The 23,986-nt window shown below is 69.9% G+C and carries 21 protein-coding genes and 1 tRNA gene; 11 read left to right on the plus strand and 11 right to left on the minus strand.

What is annotated here, in order from left to right:
• The first annotated feature begins 11 nt into the window (after positions 1–11).
• The 4 genes from trxA (at position 12) to AC0IW9_RS25510 (ending at position 2,857) form a co-directional block, all read left to right on the plus strand.
• Positions 12–341 (plus strand): thioredoxin TrxA, encoded by a 330-nt coding sequence (trxA, locus tag AC0IW9_RS25495; RefSeq protein WP_471651105.1) that lies wholly within the window; start codon positions 12–14, stop codon positions 339–341.
• Between the two features lie 45 nt (positions 342–386).
• Positions 387–1,478 carry a PQQ-dependent sugar dehydrogenase gene (locus AC0IW9_RS25500; protein ID WP_471651106.1) on the plus strand — a complete coding sequence of 364 codons (1,092 nt, stop codon included), beginning with the start codon at positions 387–389 and terminating at the stop codon, positions 1,476–1,478.
• Between the two features lie 26 nt (positions 1,479–1,504).
• On the plus strand, positions 1,505–2,551 hold the full coding sequence (locus AC0IW9_RS25505; RefSeq protein WP_471651107.1) for an alpha/beta fold hydrolase: 1,047 nt from the start codon (positions 1,505–1,507) through the stop codon (positions 2,549–2,551).
• Positions 2,552–2,677: 126 nt separating this feature from the next.
• Entirely contained in the window at positions 2,678–2,857 is a 180-nt protein-coding gene (locus tag AC0IW9_RS25510; RefSeq protein ID WP_471651108.1) for a hypothetical protein, read from the plus strand.
• A gap of 78 nt (positions 2,858–2,935) precedes the next feature.
• Here the strand turns inward: AC0IW9_RS25510 and AC0IW9_RS25515 are convergent, their stop codons facing one another.
• Positions 2,936–3,730 (minus strand): Bax inhibitor-1/YccA family protein, encoded by a 795-nt coding sequence (locus AC0IW9_RS25515; protein ID WP_471651109.1) that lies wholly within the window; start codon positions 3,728–3,730, stop codon positions 2,936–2,938.
• Between the two features lie 187 nt (positions 3,731–3,917).
• Positions 3,918–6,407, minus strand: coding sequence for an ABC transporter permease (locus AC0IW9_RS25520; protein ID WP_471651110.1), 2,490 nt, complete (start codon positions 6,405–6,407; stop codon positions 3,918–3,920).
• A gap of 138 nt (positions 6,408–6,545) precedes the next feature.
• Here AC0IW9_RS25520 and AC0IW9_RS25525 point away from each other — a divergent pair, with 138 nt between their 5' ends.
• Positions 6,546–7,301, plus strand: coding sequence for a TerC family protein (locus AC0IW9_RS25525; RefSeq protein WP_471651111.1), 756 nt, complete (start codon positions 6,546–6,548; stop codon positions 7,299–7,301).
• Here AC0IW9_RS25525 and AC0IW9_RS25530 read toward each other — a convergent pair.
• A complete protein-coding gene (locus AC0IW9_RS25530) occupies positions 7,264–8,046 on the minus strand; it encodes an SDR family NAD(P)-dependent oxidoreductase (protein WP_471651112.1) in 783 nt (260 codons plus the stop codon). The genes AC0IW9_RS25525 and AC0IW9_RS25530 overlap by 38 nt on opposite strands.
• 39 nt (positions 8,047–8,085) lie before the next feature.
• On the opposite strand from AC0IW9_RS25530, the gene AC0IW9_RS25535 reads away from it, so the two are divergent.
• Genes AC0IW9_RS25535 through AC0IW9_RS25545 form a run of 3 tightly spaced genes read left to right on the plus strand, consistent with a single transcriptional unit; the run spans position 8,086 to position 10,594 of the window.
• Positions 8,086–8,985 (plus strand): YicC/YloC family endoribonuclease, encoded by a 900-nt coding sequence (locus AC0IW9_RS25535; protein ID WP_471651113.1) that lies wholly within the window; start codon positions 8,086–8,088, stop codon positions 8,983–8,985.
• Between the two features lie 58 nt (positions 8,986–9,043).
• Positions 9,044–9,670, plus strand: a complete 627-nt coding sequence (gene gmk, locus AC0IW9_RS25540) for a guanylate kinase (protein ID WP_471651123.1) — start codon at positions 9,044–9,046, stop codon at positions 9,668–9,670.
• Positions 9,671–10,594, plus strand: a complete 924-nt coding sequence (locus AC0IW9_RS25545; protein ID WP_471651114.1) for an AEC family transporter — start codon at positions 9,671–9,673, stop codon at positions 10,592–10,594.
• A gap of 9 nt (positions 10,595–10,603) precedes the next feature.
• Here the strand turns inward: AC0IW9_RS25545 and AC0IW9_RS25550 are convergent, their stop codons facing one another.
• The 7 genes from AC0IW9_RS25550 to AC0IW9_RS25580 form a co-directional block, all read right to left on the minus strand.
• A complete protein-coding gene (locus tag AC0IW9_RS25550; protein ID WP_471651115.1) occupies positions 10,604–11,719 on the minus strand; it encodes a THUMP domain-containing class I SAM-dependent RNA methyltransferase in 1,116 nt (371 codons plus the stop codon).
• Between the two features lie 56 nt (positions 11,720–11,775).
• Complete coding sequence (gene rsmA, locus AC0IW9_RS25555; protein ID WP_471651124.1) at positions 11,776–12,612, minus strand: 16S rRNA (adenine(1518)-N(6)/adenine(1519)-N(6))-dimethyltransferase RsmA; 837 nt, start codon at positions 12,610–12,612, stop codon at positions 11,776–11,778.
• Complete coding sequence (locus AC0IW9_RS25560) at positions 12,609–13,934, minus strand: peptidylprolyl isomerase (protein ID WP_471651116.1); 1,326 nt, start codon at positions 13,932–13,934, stop codon at positions 12,609–12,611. The genes rsmA and AC0IW9_RS25560 overlap by 4 nt, the downstream gene beginning before the upstream one ends.
• A gap of 32 nt (positions 13,935–13,966) precedes the next feature.
• On the minus strand, positions 13,967–14,587 hold the full coding sequence (locus AC0IW9_RS25565; protein ID WP_471651117.1) for a biliverdin-producing heme oxygenase: 621 nt from the start codon (positions 14,585–14,587) through the stop codon (positions 13,967–13,969).
• A gap of 3 nt (positions 14,588–14,590) precedes the next feature.
• Positions 14,591–16,837, minus strand: coding sequence for a GAF domain-containing protein (locus tag AC0IW9_RS25570; protein ID WP_471651118.1), 2,247 nt, complete (start codon positions 16,835–16,837; stop codon positions 14,591–14,593).
• Positions 16,834–18,186 (minus strand): transcriptional regulator PpsR, encoded by a 1,353-nt coding sequence (gene ppsR, locus AC0IW9_RS25575; protein ID WP_471651119.1) that lies wholly within the window; start codon positions 18,184–18,186, stop codon positions 16,834–16,836. The genes AC0IW9_RS25570 and ppsR overlap by 4 nt, the downstream gene beginning before the upstream one ends.
• Positions 18,187–18,452: 266 nt before the next feature.
• Positions 18,453–18,716 (minus strand): hypothetical protein, encoded by a 264-nt coding sequence (locus AC0IW9_RS25580; protein ID WP_471651120.1) that lies wholly within the window; start codon positions 18,714–18,716, stop codon positions 18,453–18,455.
• A gap of 407 nt (positions 18,717–19,123) precedes the next feature.
• Here AC0IW9_RS25580 and AC0IW9_RS25585 point away from each other — a divergent pair, with 407 nt between their 5' ends.
• From AC0IW9_RS25585 to AC0IW9_RS25595, 3 genes are all read left to right on the plus strand, one after another.
• Complete coding sequence (locus tag AC0IW9_RS25585; RefSeq protein WP_471651121.1) at positions 19,124–20,773, plus strand: beta/alpha barrel domain-containing protein; 1,650 nt, start codon at positions 19,124–19,126, stop codon at positions 20,771–20,773.
• 208 nt (positions 20,774–20,981) lie between these two features.
• Positions 20,982–21,998 carry a TRAP transporter substrate-binding protein gene (locus AC0IW9_RS25590; protein WP_471651122.1) on the plus strand — a complete coding sequence of 339 codons (1,017 nt, stop codon included), beginning with the start codon at positions 20,982–20,984 and terminating at the stop codon, positions 21,996–21,998.
• A 44-nt stretch (positions 21,999–22,042) separates the two neighbouring features.
• The gene (locus AC0IW9_RS25595; protein ID WP_471651125.1) at positions 22,043–23,848 is read left to right on the plus strand and encodes a TRAP transporter large permease; all 1,806 of its coding nucleotides are present in this window, start codon (positions 22,043–22,045) and stop codon (positions 23,846–23,848) included.
• 62 nt (positions 23,849–23,910) lie between these two features.
• Here the strand turns inward: AC0IW9_RS25595 and AC0IW9_RS25600 are convergent.
• Positions 23,911–23,984 (minus strand) — tRNA-Met (locus AC0IW9_RS25600).
• Positions 23,985–23,986 lie beyond the last annotated feature (2 nt).

A 23,986-nucleotide genomic window follows, 5' to 3' on the forward strand; every position in this document is an offset into this window, starting at 1 on the left:
GGCGCAAGCGCATGAGCGAACACACCAAGGCCGTGACCGACGACAGCTTCAAGCAGGACGTGCTGGATGCTTCCGGCCCCGTGCTGGTCGATTTCTGGGCGGAGTGGTGCGGCCCCTGCCGGATGGTCGGGCCGATCCTGGACGATATCGCCCAGGAGTACGGCGGCAAGCTGACCATCGCCAAGGTCAACATCGACGAGAACCCGGGCACCCCGAACGAGTATGCGGTGCGCGGCATCCCGACCATGCTGCTGTTCAAGGACGGCAAGCTGCTGGACACCAAGGTCGGCGCCATGCCCAAGGGCGCGCTGAAGGACTGGATCGCCGGCGCCCTCGCGTAAGCCTGCCGGGGTTCCCGGCCCGGCCGGGAACCCCAAATCGGCGGGATGAATCCTTTCCTCGCCGGTCTTGCCCTGCTGCTGGCGCTACCCGCCGCGGCCCAGACCCCCTTCCGCATCCTCGAATTCGCCACCGGGCTGGAACGGCCCTGGGGTGGCGCCTTCCTGCCCGATGGCCGGCTGCTGGTCTCGGAAAGGCCAGGGCGGTTGCGGCTGGTCGGGCGCGACGGCGTGGTCTCGCCGCCGCTGGCCGGGGTGCCCGCGGTCGAGGCGCGCGGCCAGGGCGGCCTGCTGGATATCGCCCTGGCGCCCGATTTCAGCACCACCCGCGAGGTCTACCTCTGCCACGCCATGCTGGTGCAGGGCGGTGCGCTGACGCGGCTGACGCGGGCGCGGCTGGCCCAGGATGCCGGTGGGCTGGAGGCGGTGACGCCGGTGCTGGATGCCACGCCGCCGCAGGAGGAAGGTCGCAACCACTATGGCTGCCGGATCGCCTTTGGGCCGGATGGGGCGATGTACCTCTCGACCGGCGAGAGGCAGGTGAAGAAGCAGCGGGCCCAGCGGCTGGACGACCTGGGCGGCAAGGTGCTGCGGCTGGGTCGCCAGGGTGCGGCGCTGGGTGACAATCCCTTCGTCGGGCGGCCCGGGGTGCGGCCGGAGATCTTCACCTATGGGCACCGCAATCCGCAGGGCCTGGCCTTCAACCCCTGGACCGGCGGCCTGTGGCAGGCGGAATTCGGCGCCCGCGGCGGGGATGAAGTGAATATTTTGCGGCCGGGCCAGAATTACGGCTGGCCGGTGGTGACGCATGGGGTGGACTATGACGGCAGCCGGATCGGCGAAGGGGCGTCCCGGCCGGACATGGAGGAGCCGATCCATTACTGGACGCCCTCAGTCAGCCCCTCCGGCATCGCCTTCTATACCGGGGATGCCTTCCCCGCCTGGCGCGGCAGCCTCTTCGTCGCGGCACTGAACCCGCCGGGGCTGGTGCGGCTGGCGACGCAGGGGGACCGGGTGACCGGGGAGGAACGCCTGCTGTGGAACCGGACGCGGCTGCGGACCGTGCTCCAGGGGCCGGATGGCTTCTTGTATATTCTGACCGACGAGGCGCGGGGCCGGATCCTGCAGTTGCGGCCTTGAGCGGAGGCCCTGAGTTGAGGCATGGCATGACCCGAGGCCGGCGAGCCTGGCCACGCCTGTCCGTCCCGATGCTGGGCGGCATCGCCCTGGCGCTGGCGGGTGCCGCGCTGGCCAATCATCTGGTCGCGCGGCGAAGCGAGCGGCGCCATCCGCCGCTTGGCCGTGTCATCGCCGTCGCGGGTATCCGCCTGCATGTCCTCGAGCAGGGTGACCCCAAGGGCAGCCCGGTCGTGCTGCTGCATGGCAATGGCGCCTCGGTGGAGGATTTCACCAGCAGCGGCCTGCCCGCGGCGCTGGCCGCCGCAGGGCACCGGGTCCTGGTCTTCGACCGGCCCGGCTTCGGCCATAGCGAGCGGCCCGGCCGGGGATGGAACGCCAGGGCGCAGGCCCGGCTGATCCGGCAGGCGCTGCGCCAATTGGGCCTCCCTCGGCCGGTCCTGGTCGGCCATTCCTGGGGCTGCTTGGTCGCGCTGGCCATGGCGCTCGACCAGCCCAAGGAAACAGGCGCGCTGGTACTGCTTTCGGGCTATTTCCGGCCGAGCCTCCGGCTGGATGTCCCGCTCGTGGCACTGGCGGCAATGCCGCTGCTGGGCGGCCTGCTGCGCCATACCATCAGCCAACCGCTCGGCTGGCTGTTGGGACGATGGCTCATCCGCCAGTCCTTCGCGCCGCAGCCGGTGAGCGCAGAATTCGAGACGCAATTTCCGCTGGCCCTGGCGATCCGTCCCTCCCAATTCGGGGCCAGCGCCGCGGATACCGCGACGATGCTGCCCGACGCACTGGGGCTGCTGCGCCGGGCCGGCACGCTGGACCTGCCGGTGCAGATCGTCGCCGGCGCGGCGGACCAGGTGCTCGATACCCGCTACCACTCGGGCCACCTGCACCGGCGCCTGGCCGGAAGCCGGCTGCGGATCGTCCCGGGGGCGGGGCACATGATCCATCACGTAGCGCCGCAAGCGGTGCTGGATGCGGTCCGGGATGCCGCCGCCACAGCGCAAACAGCATGTATGCCAATGTCTGCGCCGAGGCACCGGCCGGGCGCTGGCGGTGCGGTTCTATGGCATGACGGATGATCCGGGCATGCAGGACATGCTGTCCTTCCTGATGCCCGCGACGCCATGCACCAGCAGCAATGGTGGTGATCGAGGAGCCGGGCGGGATGGAAAGGGTGCTGCCGATCCCCAACAGCTTCCTGCAGGATGGAAGCCAATCGCTTCTCCTATGGCTATTTCAGCCACATGAAGGATGGCAAGGGCCAGTTCGAACCGATCATCTCCACCCCGCTGGGGGATGAACCGGTGCTGGCCAAGCCACGGCCCGATAGCGGGGCGCAGGCGGAGCAGATCGGCATGGCGCCGCAGCCGGGCCCAGCCCGCTGACGCCACCGCCGCCGAAAGCGCGGGCATAAAAAAAGCCCCGGGGATCGCTCCCCGGGGCCTTTCTTTGGCTTTCGCCGGTTAGTCGCTGCCCTGCCGGACGCCGACCAGCTGAAGCATCATCTGGAACAGGTTGATGAAGTTCAGGTAGAGGCCCAGCGCGTCCATCACGCTGCGCTTGCCGGCCTCCTCGGTGCCCTCGGCATAGGCGTATTCGACATAGTCCGACTTGATGCGCTGGGTGTCGAAGGCGGTGAGGCCCAGGAACACCACCACGCCGATCAGGCTGATGGCGAACTGCAGCGCCGAGGACTGCAGGAACATGTTGACCAGCCCGGCGATGATCAGGCCGATCAGGCCCATGATCATGAAGCTGCCCATCTTCGTTAGGTCGGCCTTGGTCGTGTAGCCATAGAGGCTGATGCCCGCATACATCGCACCGGTGATGAAGAAGGTGCTGGCGATCGAGGCGCCGGTGTAGCGGTAGGCCAGGTTGCTGAGGCTGGCGCCCATGCAGGCGCAGAAGGCCCAGAAGAGCATCTGCGCGGTGGACTTGCTCAGCTTGTTGTAGCCGAAGCTCAGCACCAGCATGAAGGCGAGCGGCGAGAGCGTGGCGACCCAGAAGAGGATCGTCGGCTGCATCACGATGCGGCCGCTCGGGGTGCGGGCTGCGGTGTAGAACAGCTCCTGCAAGGCGGGCACCGTCACAACCAGAAGGGCCACGATGCCGGTCAGCACCAGGCCGGAAGCCATCCAGTTGTAAACCCGGAGCATGTACCCCCGGAGCCCGGCATCGACGGCGGCCGCGTCGGCAGTCGCCGTGCGACCCCAGCCAGGCGCATTCGTCGTGTAACGATAGTCGGGTTGAAGGGCCATAGGTGTCTCGAACCTCCCAAAGGGGGTTATCCCCGCAGCGGGGTTATATGGAGAAGCTGTAACCCGTTTCAACGGGAATCGGCAGCGGCCGAGCACTTCGCCCTGCCGGCGCGCGCGGGAACCGCCGGCATTGCATCATATGGTCACGGCCTGGGCCGGATACACGTGAAGAAGTGTGAACACCGGCCTATTCATTCCGCAACAAGGGGCCAGGGCGGGCCCGCAGCGCCAGCGCCGTACCGACCTGTCCGCAGAGCAAGGTCAGCAGCGCGCAGCCCAGCACCGTGGCGGCCAGCGTCCCGGGCAGCAGCACCCATTGTCCCTGCATCACCAGCACCACCACGGCCCAGGAGGCGGCACTACCGGCAATGGCCGCAAGGCCCCCGGCCACCAGCCCGACCAGCGCGTATTCCACCGTCCAGGCGGCGCGGATCTGCGCCCGGGTGGCACCGATGGTCTTCAGCACCACCGCATCGCGCACCCGCTGCCGCTGCCCGGCCGCCACCGCGCCGGCCAGCACCAGCGCCCCGGCCAGCAGGGTGACGCCGCCGATCGCGGTCAGCGCCGTGCCGACCCGGCCGAGCAGCGCGGCCACGGCCTCCAGCGCATCCCGCACCCGGATGCCGGTGATGTTGGGGAAGGCATCGGTCAGCACCCGCAGCATGGTGCCGTCCTGCGCCGCATCGCCGCGGACGGTGGCGATATGGGTATGCGGCGCCGCCTCCAGCAGCCCGGGCGAGGCCACCAGGGTGAAGTTCACCCCGAGGCCGCGCCAGTCCACGTTGCGCAGGTTGGCGATCTTCAGGTCGATGTTGCGGCCGAGCACGTTGACCGTGATGGTATCGCCGATGCCGACGCCCCAACCCTTGGCGATGGTGGCATCGAAGGACAGCAGCGGCGCGCCGCGATAGTCGGCCGGCCACCAGTCCCCGGCGACCACCTGGGTCCCGGCCGGGGGCTGCGCCGAATAGGTCAGGCCGCGGTCGCCGCGCAGCGCCCAGGCGGTCTCGGGCGTGGTTTCCCATTGCTCGGCGGGGACGCCCTTCACCGCGACGACCCGGGCGCGGAGGCTCGGCACCCGCTTGACCTCGACCACGCCGGGGATGCCGGCGGCGAGGCTGTCGAAGCGCTGGGCCTGGTCGGACTGGATATCGATGAAGAAGAAATTCGGCGCCTTGCCCGGCATCTCGTTGACCAGTTGCAGGCGCAGGTTGCCCTCGATCTGGGTGATGGCGGCGAGCGTGGTCAGGCCGATGCCGAGCGAGACCACCATCAGCGCGGTCGGCGCCCCTGGCCGGTGCAGGTTGGCGAGGCCGAGGCGCAGTGCCGGACGGCGCAGGTGGGACAGGCTGCGGGCCAGCGCCACCAGCCCCCAGGCGCCGAGGCGGAAGAGCAGCAGCGCCCCCACCGCCGCGGCGCAGAAGCCGGCGGCGAAGCGCCGGTCGCCCGAGCTCAGCACGATCAGCCCGACCAGCGCCACTGCCGCCAGCCCGTTCATCGCCAGCACGGTCCAGCCGGGGAAGCCGCCCGCCGGCTGCACCGCATCGCGGAATAGCGCCGCGCCGGAGATCCGCGCCGCCCGGCCGAGCGGCCAGAGCGCGAAGGCCAGCGCGGTCAGCAGCCCATAGAGCGCGGCCAGCACCAGCGGCCGCGGATAGGGCGCCAGGCGCGGCGGCACCGGCAGCGCCCCGGCCAGGGCCTGCGCCGCCGCCCAGGTCAGCCCGTAGCCGGCCACCAGCCCGATGACGATGCCGAGCAGCGCCAAGCCCAGCACCTGGATGAGGTAGCTGAGGAAGATGACCGAGGAGGGTGCGCCGAGGCAGCGCAAGGTGGCGATGGACCTGGCCCGGGCGTCCAGCCAGCTGCGCACCCCGGTGGCGACGCCGATGCCGCCGACCAGCAGCGCGGTCAGCCCGGCCAGGGTCAGGAAGGAGGCGGCGCGGTCGAGGAAGCGGTTCATCCCCGGCTCGGCCGAGCCGGCGGTGCGGATGCGCCAGCCCTCGCGGGCGAATTCGGTACGCAGCGCCTCGGCCGTCGGGTCGGCGGCGGCGGCGGCGGGCAGCCGCAGGCGCAGGTCGTGCTGCAGCAGGCTGCCGGGCTGGATCAGTTCGGTGGTGGCCAGGGTCGCCTGCGTCATCAGCGCGCGCGGGCCGAAGATGGCGGGGGTCGCCACCTTGTCGGGTTCCTGCGCGACCAGGGCCACCAGCCGGAGCTGGGCCTCGCCGATGCGGACCATGTCGCCCAGCGCCAGGCCGAGGCGTTCGGCCACCAGCGGGTCCAGCGCCACGGTGCCGGGGGCCAGCGGGACCGCCGGTTCCAGCACCAGGGCGCCATAGAGCGGATAGGCGGCATCCACCGCCTTCAGCTCGACCAGCATCCGTTCGGCATTGGGGGCGACCAGCATCGCCCGCATGGTGGTGATGGCGGAGACCGAGGCGCCACGGGCCGTGGCCCAGGCGCGCAGCTCGGGCGGCAGCGGCCGGGCGCCGCCGCGGACCTCGACATCGCCGCCCAGGATGCGCGCACCATCGGCCAGCAGCCCGGCCTGGATGCCGGCCCGCAGGGTGCCGACCGCGGCGATGGCGGCAACGCCCAGCGCCAGGCAGGCGAGCACGATCCGCAGCGAGCGCATGCCGCCGCGCAGCTCCCGCCGGGCCAGCCGCAGGCCAAGCATCATTTCACCAGCAATGCGCAATCAATCTCTCCGATTCCGGCACCTTGTTTCGAGGTGGGGCCGCCGCAAGCTGATCCAAGCCCGGGCGGCAACAGTCCGGGTGAAGAAGCGTTACGCCGCCCGGCCGGGAGACGAGGAAGTATGGAAAGCGAAATCATCGTCGCGTTGTTCGCGCTGATCGCCATGGAGGTGGTGCTCGGCATCGACAACCTTGTCTTCATCGCCATCCTGTCCAACCGGTTGCCGGTGGAGCAGCGGGTCCTGGCGCGGCGGATCGGCCTTGGTTTGGCGGTGCTGATGCGCTTCGGAATGCTGGCCGCGACCTCCTGGCTGCTGACCCTGACCCGGCCGCTGTTCGCCGTGCTGGGGCTGGAATTCTCCGGCAAGGATCTGATCCTGCTGGGCGGCGGGCTGTTCCTGATCGGCAAGGCGGTGATCGAGATCCATCACCGGGTGGATCCCCAGTCCCAGGCCGAGAGCCATGCGGCGGATGGCGTCACCGCGAGCTTCTGGCCGACCGTGATCCAGATCCTGCTGCTCGACATGGTCTTCTCGGTGGACAGCATCCTGGCCGCGGTCGCCCTGACGCGGGAGTTCTGGATCATCGCCACCGCCATCGTCGTCTCGGTCATCGCCATGCTTTTCTCGATGGATGCGCTGTCCCGCTTCATGGAGCGCAACCCGTCGGTGGTGATGCTGGCCCTGGCCTTCCTGGTGATGATCGGGATGGTACTGGTGGCCGAGGGCGTCGGCGTCCACTTCCCCAAGGGCTTCGTCTATGCCGCCATGGCCTTCGCCACGGCCGTTGAGGGGCTGAACCTGCTGGCCAAGCGGGCCAGCAAGAAGCTCAATCCAAACCCTAATCCAGTTGGGCCGCCTTCGCCGGAAGGCGGTTGAACAGCGCCGCCCGCAACCCGAGCGGCAGGGCCCCGGCCAGCCGGGCGCCCCAGTAGACCGGCCAGGGATAGGCCACCCTGGTGCGGCCGGCGGCGATGCCGGCCAGGGTGCGGCGGGCAGCCTCCTCGGCCTCCATCAGGAAAGGCATGGGGAATTCGTTGCGTGCCGTCATCGCCGTGCGGATATAGCCGGGGCAGATGGCATGCAGCCGGATGCCCCGGCGGCGCTCGGTGGCATCCAGTGCCTCGGCCCAGCGCTGGACCGCGGCCTTGCTGGCGCAATAGGCCGGGGCGCCCGGGGCCGCGACGAAGGCGGCGACCGAGGCGACCACCGCGACCCGGCCGCGCAGGCCATCCGGACCGGGGGCCTGCGCGGCCATGACCTCCAGCGCCGGCAGCACGGTATTCAGCACGCCGGTGACATTGGTCTCGAAGACCGCGCGGGCGGTGGCGGCGGGCTCGACCGCGCCGCCGGTCCCGGCGGAGATGCCGGCATTGGCGATGAGGAGATCGAGGCGCCCTGCCCCGCCGATCCACGCGGCCATGGCCGCGGCATCCCGCACATCGGCCACGCGGGGCCAGGCGGTGGCGCCCTTGGCCCGGCAGGCCTCGGCGACGGCCTCGATCCGCGCGGCGTCGCGGCCGGACAGGTGCAGCACGGCCCCCGGCGCGGCGCAGGCCAGTGCCAGGGCATGGCCAAGCCCCGCCGAGGCCCCGGTTATCAGCACATGCCGTTGCGCACCCATCGCTTGCATCCCGCCCCAACGCGCGGGACAACCCCGGGCATGGGACTTCTTATGAGCATGACCGGCTTCGCGCGCGAGAGTGGCACGCTGGCCGATGGCACCGCCTTCGTCTGGGAGCTGCGCAGCGTCAATGGCCGGGGGCTCGACCTGCGGCTGCGGCTGCCGAATGGGCTGGATGCGCTGGAGGCCCCGCTGCGGGAGGCGGCCGGGCGCCGCTTCAAGCGCGGCAATATCTCCGCCAGCCTGACCCTGAAGCGGGAGGACCGGCCGCGGCTGACGGTGGACCGTGCCGCGCTGGACCAGGCGCTGGCCCTGGCGCTGGAGATCGCCGGCCGGATCCGCGGCAGCATGGCGCCCCGCGCCGAGGCGCTGCTGGCCCTGCCCGGGGTGATGCGCACCGAGGTGCCGGAGCCGGACGAGGCGCTGGAGGAGGGCAAGCGGCGCGACCTCGCCAGCGCCTTCGACCGCGCCCTGGGCGGGCTGGTCGAGGCGCGGCAGTCCGAGGGCGCCAAGCTGCAGGGCATCCTCGGCGGACTGCTGGCGGAGATCGCCGGGCTGCGCGAGGCGGCCGCGGCCGAGGCGGTGGGTCAGCCGGCGGCGCAGCGGGCGCGGATGCTGGAACAACTCGCGGCGCTGCTCGGCGAGGCCGGCACGGCGCGGGTGCCGGAGGAGCGGCTGGCCCAGGAAGTGGCGCTGCTGGCGCAGAAATCCGACGTGCGGGAGGAGCTGGACCGGCTGGCCGCGCATATCGAGGCGGCGGGCGCCCTGCTGGCCGCCGGCGACGGAGCCGGGCGCAAGCTCGATTTCCTCACCCAGGAATTCGTGCGGGAGGCTAATACCCTTTGTTCGAAATCGGCTTCGGTCGCCCTCACCCGCATCGGGCTTGACCTGAAGGCGGCGATCGAGCGGCTGAAGGAGCAGGCGGCGAACGTCGAATGAGCCTCGTTCGATCGTGCAGCCCCGCAGGCCACAGGCCGAGGAGCGGAGCGTGAATCGAATGAGCCATGTGCGGAAGGGCTGCTGCCTGGTGCTGGCGGCGGCGCCCGGGGGCGGCAAGACCAGCATCTCCCGCGCCCTGCTAGAGCTGGAGCCGGAGCTGCAGCTTTCGGTCAGCGCCACCACCCGGGCACCGCGGCCCGGCGAGCAGGAGGGGGTGCACTACTTCTTCCGCAGCCCCGAGCAATTCGCGGCCGGCATCGAAGTCGGGGAATTCCTCGAACATGCGGGCTTCCTCGGCCGGTCCTACGGCACCCCGCGGGCCCCGGTGGAGCAGGCGCTGGCGGCCGGGCGGGACGTGCTGTTCGACATCGAATGGCAGGGCCACCGGCTGCTGAAGGCGGCGATGCCGGAGGATGTGGTCGGCATCTTCCTGCTGCCGCCGAGCCTGGCGGAGCTGGAGCGGCGGCTGCGCGGCCGCGGCACCGATCCGGAGGATGAGATCGCCCGGCGCATGGTCGCCTCCCGCACCGAGATGGCGCATTGGGACGAGTTCGACCATGTGCTGGTGAACGAGGATTTCGCGGCGACGGTGGCCGCTGCCCGCGCCATCCTGCATGCGGCGCGCACCCGGCGGGCGCGGCAGCCCTGGCTCGGGGATTTCGTCGCCGGGCTGCTGCGCGGCTAGATGCAGGCCGTTCTCGAGGTCGTCGGGCCGGTCTTCATCATCATCGGCCTGGGCTGGCTGATGGCGCGGCGGCGCTTCCTGGACGAGGCCGGGTTCCAGGCGCTGACCCGCTTCGTCTTCACCTTCTGCATGCCGTCCCTGTTGTTCCTCGGCGGGACCAGCGCGGAGATGGGCGGCGGGCGGGCGGCGCTGGCCTTCTTCCTCGGCACCGCGGCGCTCTATGCGGCGACGCTCTGGGGTGCGCGGCGGCGGCTGCCGCTGGGGCCGGCTGGGATGCTGGCGCTGGATGCAACCTTCGGGAATACCGCGATGATGGGCATCCCGCTCATCCTCGCCGCCTTCGGGCCGCCGGCGCTGGCGATGCTGCTGGCGATCCTGGCGCTGCATTCCATGGTGCTGCTGGGCACCGCGACCATCGTCGCCGAGATCGGGCTGCATGCCCATGCGCCCTGGCGGCGGGTGCTGCGGGCGACGCTGCTGGGCGTGGCGCGCAACCCGATCGTCATGGCGGTGGCGGCGGCCATGGTCTGGCGGCTGGTGGGGCTGCCGCCGCCGCCGGGCGTGCTGAAGCAGACGCTCGGCCTGCTGGGCGGAGCCGGGCCGCCGGTGGCGCTGTTCTGCCTCGGCGGCAGCCTGGCGCAATTCGATATTACCGCGGGCTGGCGGGAGACGGTGCTGGCGACCGTGCTCAAGCTGCTGGCGATGCCGGCGCTGGTGTGGCTGGTGGCCTGGGCGATGGCGCTTTCGCCGCTGGAGACGGCGGTGGCGGTGGTGGCCGCGGCGATGCCGACCGGGGCCAACGCCTTCCTGCTGGCGCAGCGCTACCAGGTGGGCGCGGCGCGGTCGGGGGCGACGGTGCTGGTCAGCACCGTGCTCTCGGTGGTGACGCTCGGTGTGCTGGTCGGGTGGTTCGGGGTGCGCTGAGGCGGGACCTCAGCCCAGCGGCCCGGTCCGGTACAGCGAGATCCGCAGGCCGCCATGCGGCACCGGCGGGCCGCCCGGCAGGAAGGGCAGGCCGGTCGCCTGCGCCAGCGCGGGGTCGCTGGCGATGAGGCCGACGCGCCAGCCCTTGAAGCGGCGCAGCAACGTCTGCCCGAGCGACTGGTACAGTGGGCCCAGCATGTCCTTCTCCCCGAGGCGGGTGCCATAGGGCGGGTTGACCATGACCAGGCCGGGCGGTCCGGCGGGCGGGGTCAGGTCCGCGATGCCTGCTTCACGGAACTCGGTGATCCCGGCAACACCCGCGCGCTCGGCATTGGCGCGGCTCATCTCGATGGCGCCGGCGTCCCGGTCGCTGCCGTGGCAGCCAGCGGCGGGGGTGCGGCTGCTTTTCACCGCACGCATGGCCTGCCAGGCGGCGGCATCGAAGGTCGCCAGTTGCTCGAAGGCGAAGGCACGGGCGCGGCCGGGGTTGAGCCGCGCGGCGATCTCCGCCGCCTCGATGACGAAGGTGCCGGCGCCGCACATCGGGTCGAGCAGCGGTTCCTGGCCGGTGTAGCCGCATTCCTGCAGGAACAGCGAGGCCATGGTTTCCCGCATCGGCGCCGGATTGACCGCCCGCTTGTAGCCGCGCTTGTAGAGCGGCTCGCCGGAGGTATCGACGCTGACCGTGCAGATGTCGCGGTCGATGCGGGCGCGGACCAGGACGGCGGCATCCGCCGCATGCGGGGCACCCAGCGTCTCCCGGATAGCGGTGACGAACCGCTCGGCCGCGGCATCGCTGTGGTAGATGCGCGACTTGCTGCAGGAAACCTCGACCCGGAAGGGCACGTCGGGGCGGAGGACGCTGGCCCAGGGAATGCTGCGGGCCCGGCTGTCGAGATGGGCCAGATGCACGACCGGGAATTGGTCGAGCCGCGCCAGGACCCGGCCGGCGCCGCGGACCCAGAGATTGGCGCGCCAGACCTCCGGCCAGCCGCCCTTGAGGACGACGCCGCCGGGGATGGCCTTCGGCTGCTTGAACCCCTTGAGGCGCACCTCCGCGCAGAGGGCCGGTTCCAGGCCCGGCACGGTCACCAGGAATATCTCGAAGGCTTTGTCTGGGGTCATCGGCGCTGCATAGCAGGAAGTGGGAGCTGGGGTGGAACCGCGGATGATCCGGTCGTTCAGCGCCCTGCCAGGACCCGCGCCATCCGGTCGAATTCGCCGACCGTCAGCGTCTCCGCCCGGCGCTGGCCGTCGATCCCGGCTGCCGCCAGCAGCCCTTCCGCATCGCCCAGCGACTTCAGCGAGCCACGCAGCATCTTGCGGCGCTGGCCGAAGGCGGCGGCGGTCAGCCGCTCCATGCTGCGGAACAGCGTGTCGCCGGGGTCTTCGGCATGCGGGGTGAAGCCGACGACGGCGGACCAGATCTTCGGCGGCGGGGTGAAGGCGCCGGGCGGCAGGCGCAGCAGCAGCTCGCATTTGCAGCGCCATTGGGCCAGCACCGCCAGCCGGCCATAGGCGCTGGTATCGGGCGCGGCGCAGATGCGCTCGGCCACTTCCTGCTGGAACATCAGGGCCATGGCGCTGATGCCGGCGGCATGGCGCAGCCAGCCGACCAGCAGGGGCGTTGCCACGTTGTAGGGCAGGTTGGCGAGGATGGCGCGGGGCGCCGGCAGCAGCGCGGCGACATCGACGCCGAGGGCATCGGCCTCGATCACCCTGAGGCGGCCGGGATAGGCGGCTTCCAGCTCGGCCAGCGCGGCCACGGCGCGGCGGTCGAGCTCCACCGCGACCACCGCCTCGGCCGGGCCGGCGAGCAGGGCCCGGGTCAGGCCGCCGGGGCCGGGGCCGACCTCCAGCACATGCTTGCCCGCCAGGTCGCCGGCCAGGCCGGCGATGCGGCGGCAGAGCCCCTCATCCAGCAGGAAGTGCTGGCCGAGGGATTTCCGCGCGTCCAGACCATGCCGGGCGATGGTGTCCTTGAGGGAGGGAAGTCCCTCGGCGGGAAGGTCGGTCAGCTCCGCATCTCGATCGTGGCACGCCGGCGCAGGTCGCGCTGGAGCTGGCGGGAGAGCAGCTCCACCCGGTCGCGCAGCAACTGCTGCTGCGCCTGTTCGGGCGTGAATTCGGCGAGGTTCCGCTGTTCCTTGGTGCAGACCATCATGACCAGCACGCCATCGGGCGTGAGGATCGGCTGCGAAGCCTTGCCGGGGGTGAGGCTGGCGAGCATGGCGCGGAGCGGCGGTGGGGTCACGGTCTCGAGCCGGATCTGGCCCGGGTCCACCGGCCGGTCGCCGCCGCTGCCGCTGCCCCGGGCGGCCTGTTCCACCGCATCGCAGCTGCGGGCACCGGCGGCGAGGCGCTGGGCCTTCTCCACCTGGTCGCGCTGCTGCTGCGTCGGGTTGTTGGGGTCGAGCGTGCCGGAGAAGGGGAAATAGGCCTGCCGCATGGTCAGCAGGGTGGCCAGGTCGCGGCCGGATTCACGGCGCTGACGCAGGGCGACGATCTGGTAGCCACCGGGCACCTTGATGGCATTGCTGATGGCGCCGGGCGGCATGCGTTCCACGATCGCGGCGACTTCGGGGTCCACGTCCTCCTTGCGGACCCAGCCGAGGTCGCCACCCTGGAGCGCGGTCTGCGCCTGGCTGAACTGGGTCGCCGCCACCGGGAAGGGCGTGCCGGCGCGAAGCTGGCGGATCACCTCATCGACGAAGCGGCGGGTATCCGGCTCGGTGCGCGGGTCGTCGATCGGGATGAAGATCTCGGAGACGAGGAATTCCGGCTGCCCGGCGCGGGCCTTGGCATTGCGGATGGTCTCCTGGACCTCCGAATCCGCGGGCATGGCATTGGGGCCGAGCTGCTGGCGCAGCAGGCGGCCCCAGCCGATCTGGGTGCGGATCTGGTCATAGAGGACGCGCGGCTGGATGCCGATCTGCCGCAACTGGGCGCGGAGGGCGCCGCTCGGCAGGTTGTTGCGCTGCTCCAGCTCGGTGATCTGCTCGGCGACCTCGGCATCCGTCACCGGCAGGCGGCGGCGCTGGACTTCCTGCAGGCGGAGCCTTTCGTCGATCAGCAGCCGGGTGACCTGGGGGGTGAGGCGGTCCAGCACCTCCGGCGCCACGGCGATGCCGGCATTGAGGGCAAAGAGGCGGGCCCGGCCGATGACGTCGGAGCGGCTCACGACCTCCCCATTCACCACGGCGACGATGCGGTTGGCCTGGGCGGCGGCCTGGGACTGGGGCGGGATCTGCGCCTTCGCCGGGGCAGCGATGCCAAGCATGGCCGCGGCCAGCAGGATGGCGGGGGCGGCGGTTCGGACGCGGGGGGCAGAGCGCAACATGGCCGTTCCTTAGCCGGGGCAGCCCGGCGCGGCTAGGGTACAGAGGAGGACAGGCAGGATTGCGGCAGCGGCTGCCCCGCTGGGACGAACCATGCCTCGAAGGCGGCGAAGGTTTCCGTCGCCGCCGCGGCCATGCCGGCCAGGCCACCGGGCTCGGTGCCGCAGGCCTCGATGGCGGCGCAGCAGGCCTGCCACATGGCCCCGTGCCGCGGCCCGTGGCCAAGCAGGAAGGCGCGCCCGGCGACCGTCCCGGCCGGCAGCAGATGATCGAGGCCGCGGGCCAATTGGCGGCCGCCGAGGGTCGAGCCTTCGACCACGTAGAGGCAGCCGAGGGCCCGGGCGGCGGTGCCGAGGGGCGGCAGCGGTGCCAGCGGCCCGGCCTCCGGCAGGCCGAGGGCGGCGAGGTCGGCGCGCAGGGCGGCGCTGCGGCGTCGCTCGGCCAGGTCGATGCCATAGGGCCGGAGCGGGGGCGCGGCGGCGAGCGCTTCCTCGACCGCGGCATGGAAGCCGAGCAGCCGGTGCAGCAACCCGGCATAGCCGGCCAGGGAAAGCCGGCCGGCGGCCAGGGCCTCGAAAGCGGGGACGGCATGCAGCCGGGCATGGACCTCGGCGGTTGCGTCCCGCAGCAAGGCGCGGGCCTCGGAGACGGCCATGGGTCAGCCGGCGTCCCGGTCACGGGTGGTGGCCGGGGTGGTGGCGGTTGGGGCAGCAGCCTGGATGGCATGCCGGATCAGGTGCTCCAGCACGGCCGCGGTGCGGGCGGCGGAGCTGCGCACGCTGTCCAGCATGGCGGGGATGCGGGCGACATCGACGCCATCGGTGATTTCCAGGGCCGCGAGCTGGGCATTCTCCACGACGGTGGCGAGCAGGTTGCGGAAGACCAGGTCGGCCGCGGAATCCAGCCGCCCGGGCTTCGGCTGCTGCTCGGCCAGGATGCCTTCCTGGAAGCGGCGCCGGGCCGCATCGGCCGCCTTGCGCTCGGTGAGGTCGGTGAAGAGGAAGACGTGGCCCAGCACCCGCTCCGGCGCGGAATAGACCGGATCGGCACGGACCAGCATGGGCCGGGTGCCGTCCGGGGTGCGGATGCGGACCTCGCCGCGCCAGTTGCGGCCATTCTCCAGCACGTCGCGCATCCGCCGCAGCACGTCGGGGGAGTCCTCGAAATGCGGCAGCAGATCCTCGATGTGGCGCGGCCCAGCCGTGGCCGGGGCCTGGCCCAGGGGGGGCAGGAGCTGGTCGAAGGCCGCGTTGGCAAGCTGGATCCGACCCTCCCCATCGGCCACCACCACCGGCTGGTCGGAGATGCCGACCTGCTGGCGGACCTGGTTGAGCTGGTCCTGGGCGATCAGCATCTGCACCGAGCGGAATTGCAGCACCACATCGGTCACGGTCGCGCCGACCAGCCGGGCGGTGGCGAGGTCGGTCGGGGTCCAGGGCTCCGCCGTCGCCTCCACCACCTGATGCCATTGGGCGAAGGAGCGCCGGGGCGAGAGTTGGGTGGGGTCGTCGCCGACGATCATCGGCTTGGTCGGATCGCCGCCCCAGGTCACGGTGCGGATCTGCTCCGGCCGGAACCAGACGAGGTATTCGCCGGGAGAGGCCGAGACCGGCGTGGCGAGGATGCCGCTGGCGATGGGGATGAGGGCGGCGAAGCGCGGTTCCTCGAGGCCCAGCGCAGTGCTGGCGATGACCGGCCCATGCGAGGCGGAGCGCGACGCGCCATCCAGCCAGCGGCCCAGCTCGCGCAGCTCGAGGGTGCCGGGCACCTCGCCGGCGGTCAGGGTCTGGCCCTCGAAGAGCAGCGCGGCGCCGGTCGCACCGACCGGCTGCAGCAGGCTATGGGCATTGTCGAAAAGGGCGGAGCGCCAGTCGCCCTCGCGCGAGATCGCCTCGATCATGCGCTGTTCCAGCCGGCGGACCGAGAGTTCGGCCTGCGCCTGGACGAAGCATTCGAGGGCGGCGAGGCGGGTGCCCACGGCCTCGGCCAGCAGCTCGGCCGCGGCACGGATGCCGAAGGGTGCCGGCCGGGGCGTATCATGGTGGCAGGCGACGAGGCCCCAGAGCTTGCCGCCGACCATCAGCGAGGCGACCAGGGTGGCGGCCACGCCCATGTTGCGCAGGTACTGCACATGCATCGGCGAGATGCTGCGCAGCACGCAGAGCGACATGTCCAGTTCCTCCCCGCTCAGCGGCGAAAGCCGGGGCACCAGGGGAACCGGGGCATAGTCCACGTCGACGAGTACCCGGACCCGGTTGCGCTCATAGAGCCGACGGGCGATCTGCGGGATATCGGTGGCGGGGTAGCGGTTGCCGAGATAGGCCTCGACCCCGGGGCGACGGTCCTCGGCGACGACCTCGCCATGCCCCTCGTCGTCGAAGCGATAGATCATCACCCGGTCGTAGCCGGTGACCTCACGGAACAGCCGGGCGGCCTCGTCGCAGAGCACGCGCGGCGAATAGGTGCCGAGCACGGCCTGCAGGACGCGCTCCACCGTGGCGGAAGGATCGGCGGCTTCGGCGGCGGGCTCCAGCTCGATGATGAGGCCACCGCCGGGCGGGCGGTGCAGGGTGCCGTCGAAGCCGGCGGGCGGGGTGCCGGCCTGGCAGCGCACCGGGGCGGCCAAGGCATGCAGCGGGTCGGCCAGGTGCGGGGCGATGCGCTCCGCCAGGTCGCCGCCCAGGTCACGCAGCGACAGCCCGAGGAGGCCGTCGGGTCGGCCGAGCATCGCGCCGGCATTGGCACTGGCCTGGACCACGATCCCATCCGCCTCCCGCACCAGCAGCAGGGCCCCATGCGGCTGGATGGAGGCGGCGAGGTGGATCTGCTCCCGCTCGCAATTCGAGAGGTCGGCCTGGCCAAAGGCCGGCGAGGGGAAAGGGGCTTGCGTGAACCCGCGGTTCACCCAATCGCCTCCCGCGCCCCTTCCGGTGCATCGTCGATGCCGTAGCGTTCGAGCTTGGCATAGAGGCTCTGGCGGCTGAGGCCGAGCAATTCCGCGGCGGCGGTGCGCTTGCCATGGGTGAGGCGCAGCGCGGTCTCGATGCAATGCCGCTCCACGACCTCCGCCGTATCGCGCACCATGACGGGCAAGGGGGTCTTGCCGATCCGCTCCGCGACGGCGCTGAGGGCGGCGCGCAGGCGATCCTGGACGTCATGCATCGGCAGGCGGCGGCTGACGTCGCGGATGACCATGGCGATGAAGGGGCTGCCGCCTTCGGTGACGCCGGCGGCGGAGATCTCGACCTCGGCCTCGGCGCCCAGGTCGCCGGTCAGCTGCGTGGCATAGAGGCGGATGCTGCCGTGCTGCTGCAGCTGGGCAAAGAGCATGGAGGCGGCGGCACCGGGCTGGGAAAGCCAGCGGCCGAGTCTTGCGCCGAGGATCGAGGATTCGGTGGTGACCTGCACCAGGTTCAGGAAGGCCTGGTTGGCGCGGCGGATGCAGCCCTGCGGGTCGAGCACGAGGAAGGCGTCCGGCAGCCGGTCCATCAGCTCATCGAGCGGGATGCCATTGGCCGGCGTGGGGGCCGGCAAGGGGGAGCCGACGTGGCCGAGCTGGAGCAGGAAGACCAGCCCGGGCTCCGCCGTCATCATCGAGGCGCGCACCACCCAGGGGGCCTGGTCGGCACCGACATGGATGAGGATGCCGGGTACCCGGCCATGCTTGCGGGCGCGCTGCAGCATGTTCTGCAGGGCATCGTGGTCGCGGGGTGCGACCTCCCGCAGGAATTCCCAGCCCGGGGCCATGCCGAGGGCGCGGATCGCCGCCGGATTGGCCTCGACGATGCGGAGGGTATCGGCACGGACCAGCAGGACGGCTTCGGAGGAGGCATCGAAGAGAAGGCGGGACCGGGTCTCGATCTCGCGCAGCTTCCAGTAGTCCTGCTCCCGTGCCTGCTGGGCGGCGATCAGGCGGGACTGGAGCTCGGCGACGGCCTGGAGGTTCTTGCCCACGGCCAGCAGGCCCGCAGCACCGCCGAGCCGGACGGTGGTGTATTCGACCGGCATCTCCAGCCCGCTGGGGAAGCGCTGGGTCACCTGGCGGAAGGCGGAGACACCGTTGCGGCGGGCATCGTCCAGCATGCGGCGGACCCGGTCGCTGCCCACTTCGCCCACGGTTTCCGCCCAGGGACGGCCGAGCCAATCGGTGAAGGCTTCGGATTCGACGGCATTGGAGAGCGAGGCGCCGCGGATTACGCCATCATTGTCGAGCATCAAGGTGATGTCCGGCTGGGCGATGTTCACACGGGTCATAGCCACTCCGGGAGCAGGGCAACCGGTGGGCGGGGCGCCCTCCGGGTCGGCACGCATCGGGTCAGTGCTGGGCCAGGATCATGGCGATGCGCCCCGAACGGGCATGCAACGGCCTCTCCTTCGATTTGGGGGCAAGTCCTGCGCTAGTCAATCCGCCACGGCATTGGGCCCGGAAATCGTGACGGGCCTGCGGGGTGGCCGGGCCGGGAGAGATTTCGTTGCCGGGATGCGCTCCCCTGCCGCCGTTGCGGCAGGGGAGAGACCTTTCAGCGGGCGCCGTACTGATAGTGATGGGCGCGCGGATGGCGCCAGCCATGGCGAGGCGGAGGCGGGGCGTGCCGCCAGTGATGGCGCGGCGGCGGCACGTAGTGCGGACGGTGGTAGCCGCGATGCTCGTAATGCACGGGCATGACCATCGGGCCCATGGCCGGGGTGGTGCCGCGGTAGGGGCTGGCAGCGGCATCTCCGCCGGTAGCGCCGGCGGCGAGAAGGCCGAGGCCGAGAGCGGCGGCGACAAGAAGGCTACGCATGGTGTCCTCCTGCAAGGATGTTCGACGCCGGATCATGGGCCTGGGGTCAAGGCATGATCAGGGCCGGATTGCCGCCATCCGAGGGCAGACTGTAACGCCGTGTGAGTGATGCCGGTCTCGTCCCGAGGCGCGGATGGCGTGGTACTGGCGGCGCATCGAGTCCGGGCTCGGCGGACAATCAGGCTCGGCCGGACCTAGCGCCCGGCATTAACTCATCGGCAAGGCAACACTGCTGTTGGTTTGGATGAAGCGGCGCTCTGGTCGCTTGGCTCGGAATTACGAACCGTTACTTTCAGCCGATTTCAAAGGACGACACGATCTAGGGCGTCAACTGCCATAAGTCGTGACCTGCGAAGGAAGGGGAAGCGCCGGTTCCACTTTGGCTTGGCCCAGTTGGACACTCCCGGTTGGGGATTGCTCCTCTCGGGCACGTTATGGTAGTTAATCAGCCCAGTTCGTCCATTTGTTTTCGGCCGTCCGCAGGAGGTCCCATGGTCCAGGTACTCGATTGCACTTTGCGTGATGGCGGGTACTACACCAACTGGGATTTCGATCCCGAAGTCGTCCGGACGTATTTGGCCAGCGTCGCACGCTTGCCGATCACCTATGTCGAGGTTGGCTTCGTCAATGATCCGGCCGAAGGTTACTTCGGCGAGTACTATTTCCTGACGCCAGAAATTCTGAAGATGGTCCGCGGCATCCTTCGGCCCGATCAGAAGGTCGTCGTGATCATCGATGGCAAGAACCATCAGCCGGAGCGCCTCAGCGCGCTCTTCTCGCCGATCGCCGATATCGTCGACCTCGTGCGCATCACGGTTGCGCCGAAGGCGCTCGCTCATGGCGTGGCCCTCGCCAAGGGGCTGAAGAAGATCGGCCTGAAGGTCGGCTTCAACGTCATGTACCTGTCGACCTTCCAGAATGACCTGTCGCAGATCAGCACCGCCTTCAGCGAAGCCGACAGCTACGACAGCATCGCGCTGGTCGACAGCTACGGCGGCTGCGTGCCGTCCGCTGTCTCGAAGCTGTTCCGCGAGTTGCGCGAGGCGCTACCGAACAAGACCATCGGCTTCCACGGGCACGACAACATGTGCCTCGCCTTCGCCAATACGCTGGCGGCGATCGAGGGCGGTGCCGATGTGGTCGATGGCACCTTCACCGGCATGGGACGCGGCGCCGGCAACCTGCGCACCGAAACCATGCTGATCCACCTGGCGGGCCAGGGCGGCAACGAGCCGCTGGACTACCAGGCGCTCAGCAGCGCGGTGGCGCCTTTCGATGGGCTGCGCAAGGTCTACGAGTGGGGCACCAACCTGCCCTACATGCTTTCCGGCGCGAATAACCTGCCGCAGAAGGACGTCATGGATTGGATCTCGAAGAACCGCTACTCGGTTCTCTCGATCATCCAGGCCCTGCAGCGGCAGAGCGGCGGTGACGTCGATACCAAGGCCTATCCGGACCTGCAGGCCTCGAGCTTCGCCTCGAAGACCGTGCTGCTGATCGGTGGCGGCCCTTCCGTGCCGCGGCATATCAGCGCGATCAGCCGCTTCGTTGCCAAGACCAATGCGCTGGTGGTGTTCGCCAGCTCCCGGCATCTGGCGCTGGCGTCGAAGATCGGCGGCACCCAGCTGCTCTGCCTGCCCGGCCACGACGCTTTCCGGACCGGCACGCGGGACCATCTCTCCGGCATCGCCGCAGTCGTCGTCCCCACCCCGCCGCGGGTGCAGGGCTGCCTGCCGGACGATATCGGTCTTTCGGTGTTCCAGGCGCAGCCGCTGCACATGGACCAGCCCGACCATATCGGCCCGGTTTCCGATACCGGTCCGCTCGGGCTGGCGCTCGGCGCCGCCAAGGCGCTCGGCACCCAGTCCTGTTACCTCGCGGGCTTCGACGGCTATGAGATGGCCAGCGTTGCCGAGCAGGAGCTTTCGCGGGAGGTGGAACTGGCGCTCAGCCTGTTCCGTAGCAGCAATGCCAGCGTGAAGCTGAGCAGCCTGACGCCGACGCGCTACAACCTGGATCAGGCTTCGGTCTATAGCCTGGTTGCGGCCGTCGACTGACATCGCGGCCGCATCAGCGGCGGCGATTGCTGACAAGGCCTGGGTGCGAGAGCATCCAGGCCTTTTTCATGTCCGGGCCATGGCAGGTACCTCAGGCAAATGGGGCCTCCCCGCCGGGGCATACTTGGCCTATCACCGGATCAGGGCCTCGGCCCACAAAAAGACAGACCGGGGACACACCGCCCCAGGTCCGCATATGGAGGAAACCATGGCCAGTCTTGACCGCCGGCACCTGCTGGGTGCCATGGCAGCGACCACCCTTGCCATGCCCATGCTGCGAAGCCGCCCCGCTGCGGCGGCCGAGTTCAGCTACAAATATGCCAACAACCTGCCACTGACCCATCCGATGAACCTGCGTGCCAGGGAAGCGGCGGAGGCGATCAAGGCTGAGACCGGCGGCCGGGTCGAGATTCAGATCTTTCCTAACAACCAGCTTGGCTCCGATACCGACATGCTCAGCCAGGTGCGGTCGGGCGCCATCGAATTCTTCACCCTGTCCGGGTTGATTCTGTCGACGCTGGTTCCTGCGGCCTCGATCAATGGCGTGGGCTTCGCCTTCACCGATTACGACGCGGTCTGGAAGGCGATGGATGGGCCGCTCGGCGCGCATATCCGGACGCAGATCGGCCGGGCCGGCCTCGTCGTCATGGACCGCATCTGGGACAACGGCTTCCGCCAGATCACCTCCTCGACCCGTCCCATCACCCGGCCGGAGGATCTGCAGAATTTCAAGATCCGGGTGCCGGTCAGCCCGCTCTGGACCTCCCTGTTCCAGGCTTTCGGCGCCGCGCCGACCAGCATCAATTTCAGTGAGACCTATTCCGCATTGCAGACGCGGGTCGTGGATGGCCAGGAGAATCCGCTGGCGATCATCTCCACCGCCAAGCTGTTCGAGGTGCAGAAATACTGCGCCCTGACCAACCATATGTGGGACGGCTTCTGGATGCTGGGGAATCGCCGCGCCTGGGCTGCCCTGCCGGCCGAGGCGCAGACCATCGTGGCGAAGCATTGGAACGCTGCCGCCTTGGCGGAACGAGGCGATACGGCGCAGCTCAACGCCGGCCTGCAGGCAGAGCTGGCGAAGCAGGGGCTGACCTTCAATACGGTGGATGCCGCGGTCTTCCGCGAGGCCCTGCGCAAGGCCGGCTTCTATGGCCAATGGAAGACGCGCTATGGGGATGAGGCCTGGTCCATCCTCGAGCAGAGCACCGGCAAGCTGGCCTGACGAGCATGGTGCAGCCTGGCCTTGGCAGATCCTGGCCTGGATTGGTGGAAGCCAAGCTAGGCCGGGTCGTGGAGCTTGCGGCGGCAGCGCTGGTGGCGGCGGAGACGATGCTGCTGCTGACCGGCATCCTGGCCCGCTATGTCTTCCACAACTCGCTCGTCTGGTCGGATGAACTGGCTTCGGTGCTGTTTCTCTGGCTGGCGATGTTGGGCGCCGTGGTCGCCTTCCGCCGTGGCGAGCACATGCGGATGACTGCACTGGTGGCATTGGCACCTGCGGGATTGCGGCATTTCCTCGAAGCCTTGGCGGTGGCAGCGCCGATCGGCTTCCTGCTGATGCTGCTGCAGCCGGCTTGGGATTACATGATCGAGGAGAGCTTCATCGTGACCCCGGCGATGGAGATCCCGGGCAGTTGGCGGGCGGCAGCGCTGCCGGTCGGGCTCGGGCTGATGCTGCTGGTCGCGCTTGTGCGGTTGTTTCGGATGGCCGGTTTCGGTCGCGCCCTGGTGGCTGCAGCGCTGGTCGGGGTGGTGGCCGGGGCATTTCTGCTGGCCGGGCCGGCGTTGAAGCCGCTCGGCAACCTCAACCTGCTGATCTTCTTCGTCGGCCTCGTCGCAGCGACTGTCTTGGCTGGCGTGCCGATCGCCTTCTGCTTCGGCCTCGCCACCTTCGGCTATCTGGCGCTGACGACACGGGTGCCGGTGATGGTGGTGGTCGGCCGGATGGATGAGGGAATGTCGCACCTGATCCTGCTGGCGGTGCCGCTCTTCATCTTTCTCGGCAGCCTGATCGAGATGACCGGCATGGCGCGGGCGATGATCCGCTTCCTGGCCAGCCTGCTGGGGCATGTGCGGGGCGGACTGTCCTATGTGCTGGTGGGGGCGATGTACCTGGTTTCCGGCATCTCCGGCGCCAAGGCGGCTGACATGGCGGCGGTTGCGCCGGTGCTGTTTCCCGAGATGCGGGAGCGAGGCGCAAAGCCGGGTGATCTGGTCGCGCTGCTGTCGGCGACGGGGGCACAGACCGAGACGGTGCCGCCAAGCCTGGTGCTGATCACCATAGGCTCGGTCACCGGCGTTTCCATCGGGGCGCTGTTTACCGGTGGGCTGCTGCCGGGTGCCTTGTTGGCTTTCGTATTGTGCGGCGTGGTGTGGTGGCGACACCGTGGGCAGGATCTGTCCCGGACGCCGAAGCTCGATGGGCGGCAGATCGGACGGGCTTTCGTTATCGCCTTGCCGGCGCTTGCGCTGCCCTTCTTGATCCGGGCTGCCGTTGTGGAGGGCGTTGCCACCGCGACGGAAGTGTCGACCATCGGCATCGCCTATGCCTTTCTGGCCGGGTTGTTGATCTATCGACAATTCGACTGGAGACGGCTGGTGCCGATGCTGGTTGATACCGCGGCACTGTCGGGGGCCATCCTGCTCATCATCGGGGCGGCGACGGCTATGGCCTGGGCGCTTACGCAATCCGGCTTTTCTCGCCAGCTGGCCATGATGATGGCCGGGCTGCCGGGTGGGCAGGCGGGGTTTCTCGCGGTCTCGATCCTCGCCTTCGTCGTGCTGGGAAGCGTGCTGGAAGGCATTCCGGCGATCGTGCTGTTTGGGCCGCTGCTGTTCCCTATCGCGCGCGACATGGGCGTGCATGAGGTGCACTACGCGATGGTGGTGATCCTCTCGATGGGGATCGGGCTATTCGCGCCGCCATTTGGTGTGGGGTATTACGCGGCTTGCGCGATTAGCCGGATCGGCCCGGATGAGGGAATGCGAGAGATCTGGGCGTATATGCTGGCGCTGCTGATCGGGACGATGGTGATTGCAGCGGTGCCGTGGGTTTCGATTGGGTTTTTGTAGGCCCGGAATTGGCGAAGGCGCTGACCGATTGGTCAGCGCCCTGTGGGTGTGAGTTGGGGGAGATGCGGGGACAGGATTTGAACCTGTGACCTTCAGGTTATGAGCCTGACGAGCTACCGGGCTGCTCCACCCCGCGGT

The sequence above is a fragment of the Belnapia sp. AC561 genome, from assembly GCF_979252845.1.

Coding starts and splice junctions, on each gene's coding strand:
- AC0IW9_RS25590 (WP_471651122.1), top strand. CDS start 20,982: ATGGCCAGTCTTGACCGCCGGCACCTGCTGGGTGCCATGGCAGCGACC.
- AC0IW9_RS25520 (WP_471651110.1), bottom strand. CDS start 6,407: ATGATGCTTGGCCTGCGGCTGGCCCGGCGGGAGCTGCGCGGCGGCATG.
- ppsR (WP_471651119.1), bottom strand. CDS start 18,186: ATGACCCGTGTGAACATCGCCCAGCCGGACATCACCTTGATGCTCGAC.
- AC0IW9_RS25500 (WP_471651106.1), top strand. CDS start 387: ATGAATCCTTTCCTCGCCGGTCTTGCCCTGCTGCTGGCGCTACCCGCC.
- AC0IW9_RS25580 (WP_471651120.1), bottom strand. CDS start 18,716: ATGCGTAGCCTTCTTGTCGCCGCCGCTCTCGGCCTCGGCCTTCTCGCC.
- AC0IW9_RS25565 (WP_471651117.1), bottom strand. CDS start 14,587: ATGGCCGTCTCCGAGGCCCGCGCCTTGCTGCGGGACGCAACCGCCGAG.
- AC0IW9_RS25510 (WP_471651108.1), top strand. CDS start 2,678: ATGGAAGCCAATCGCTTCTCCTATGGCTATTTCAGCCACATGAAGGAT.
- AC0IW9_RS25515 (WP_471651109.1), bottom strand. CDS start 3,730: ATGGCCCTTCAACCCGACTATCGTTACACGACGAATGCGCCTGGCTGG.
- AC0IW9_RS25545 (WP_471651114.1), top strand. CDS start 9,671: ATGCAGGCCGTTCTCGAGGTCGTCGGGCCGGTCTTCATCATCATCGGC.
- AC0IW9_RS25530 (WP_471651112.1), bottom strand. CDS start 8,046: ATGGGTGCGCAACGGCATGTGCTGATAACCGGGGCCTCGGCGGGGCTT.
- AC0IW9_RS25525 (WP_471651111.1), top strand. CDS start 6,546: ATGGAAAGCGAAATCATCGTCGCGTTGTTCGCGCTGATCGCCATGGAG.
- AC0IW9_RS25505 (WP_471651107.1), top strand. CDS start 1,505: ATGACCCGAGGCCGGCGAGCCTGGCCACGCCTGTCCGTCCCGATGCTG.
- trxA (WP_471651105.1), top strand. CDS start 12: ATGAGCGAACACACCAAGGCCGTGACCGACGACAGCTTCAAGCAGGAC.
- gmk (WP_471651123.1), top strand. CDS start 9,044: ATGAGCCATGTGCGGAAGGGCTGCTGCCTGGTGCTGGCGGCGGCGCCC.
- AC0IW9_RS25550 (WP_471651115.1), bottom strand. CDS start 11,719: ATGACCCCAGACAAAGCCTTCGAGATATTCCTGGTGACCGTGCCGGGC.
- AC0IW9_RS25560 (WP_471651116.1), bottom strand. CDS start 13,934: ATGTTGCGCTCTGCCCCCCGCGTCCGAACCGCCGCCCCCGCCATCCTG.
- AC0IW9_RS25535 (WP_471651113.1), top strand. CDS start 8,086: ATGGGACTTCTTATGAGCATGACCGGCTTCGCGCGCGAGAGTGGCACG.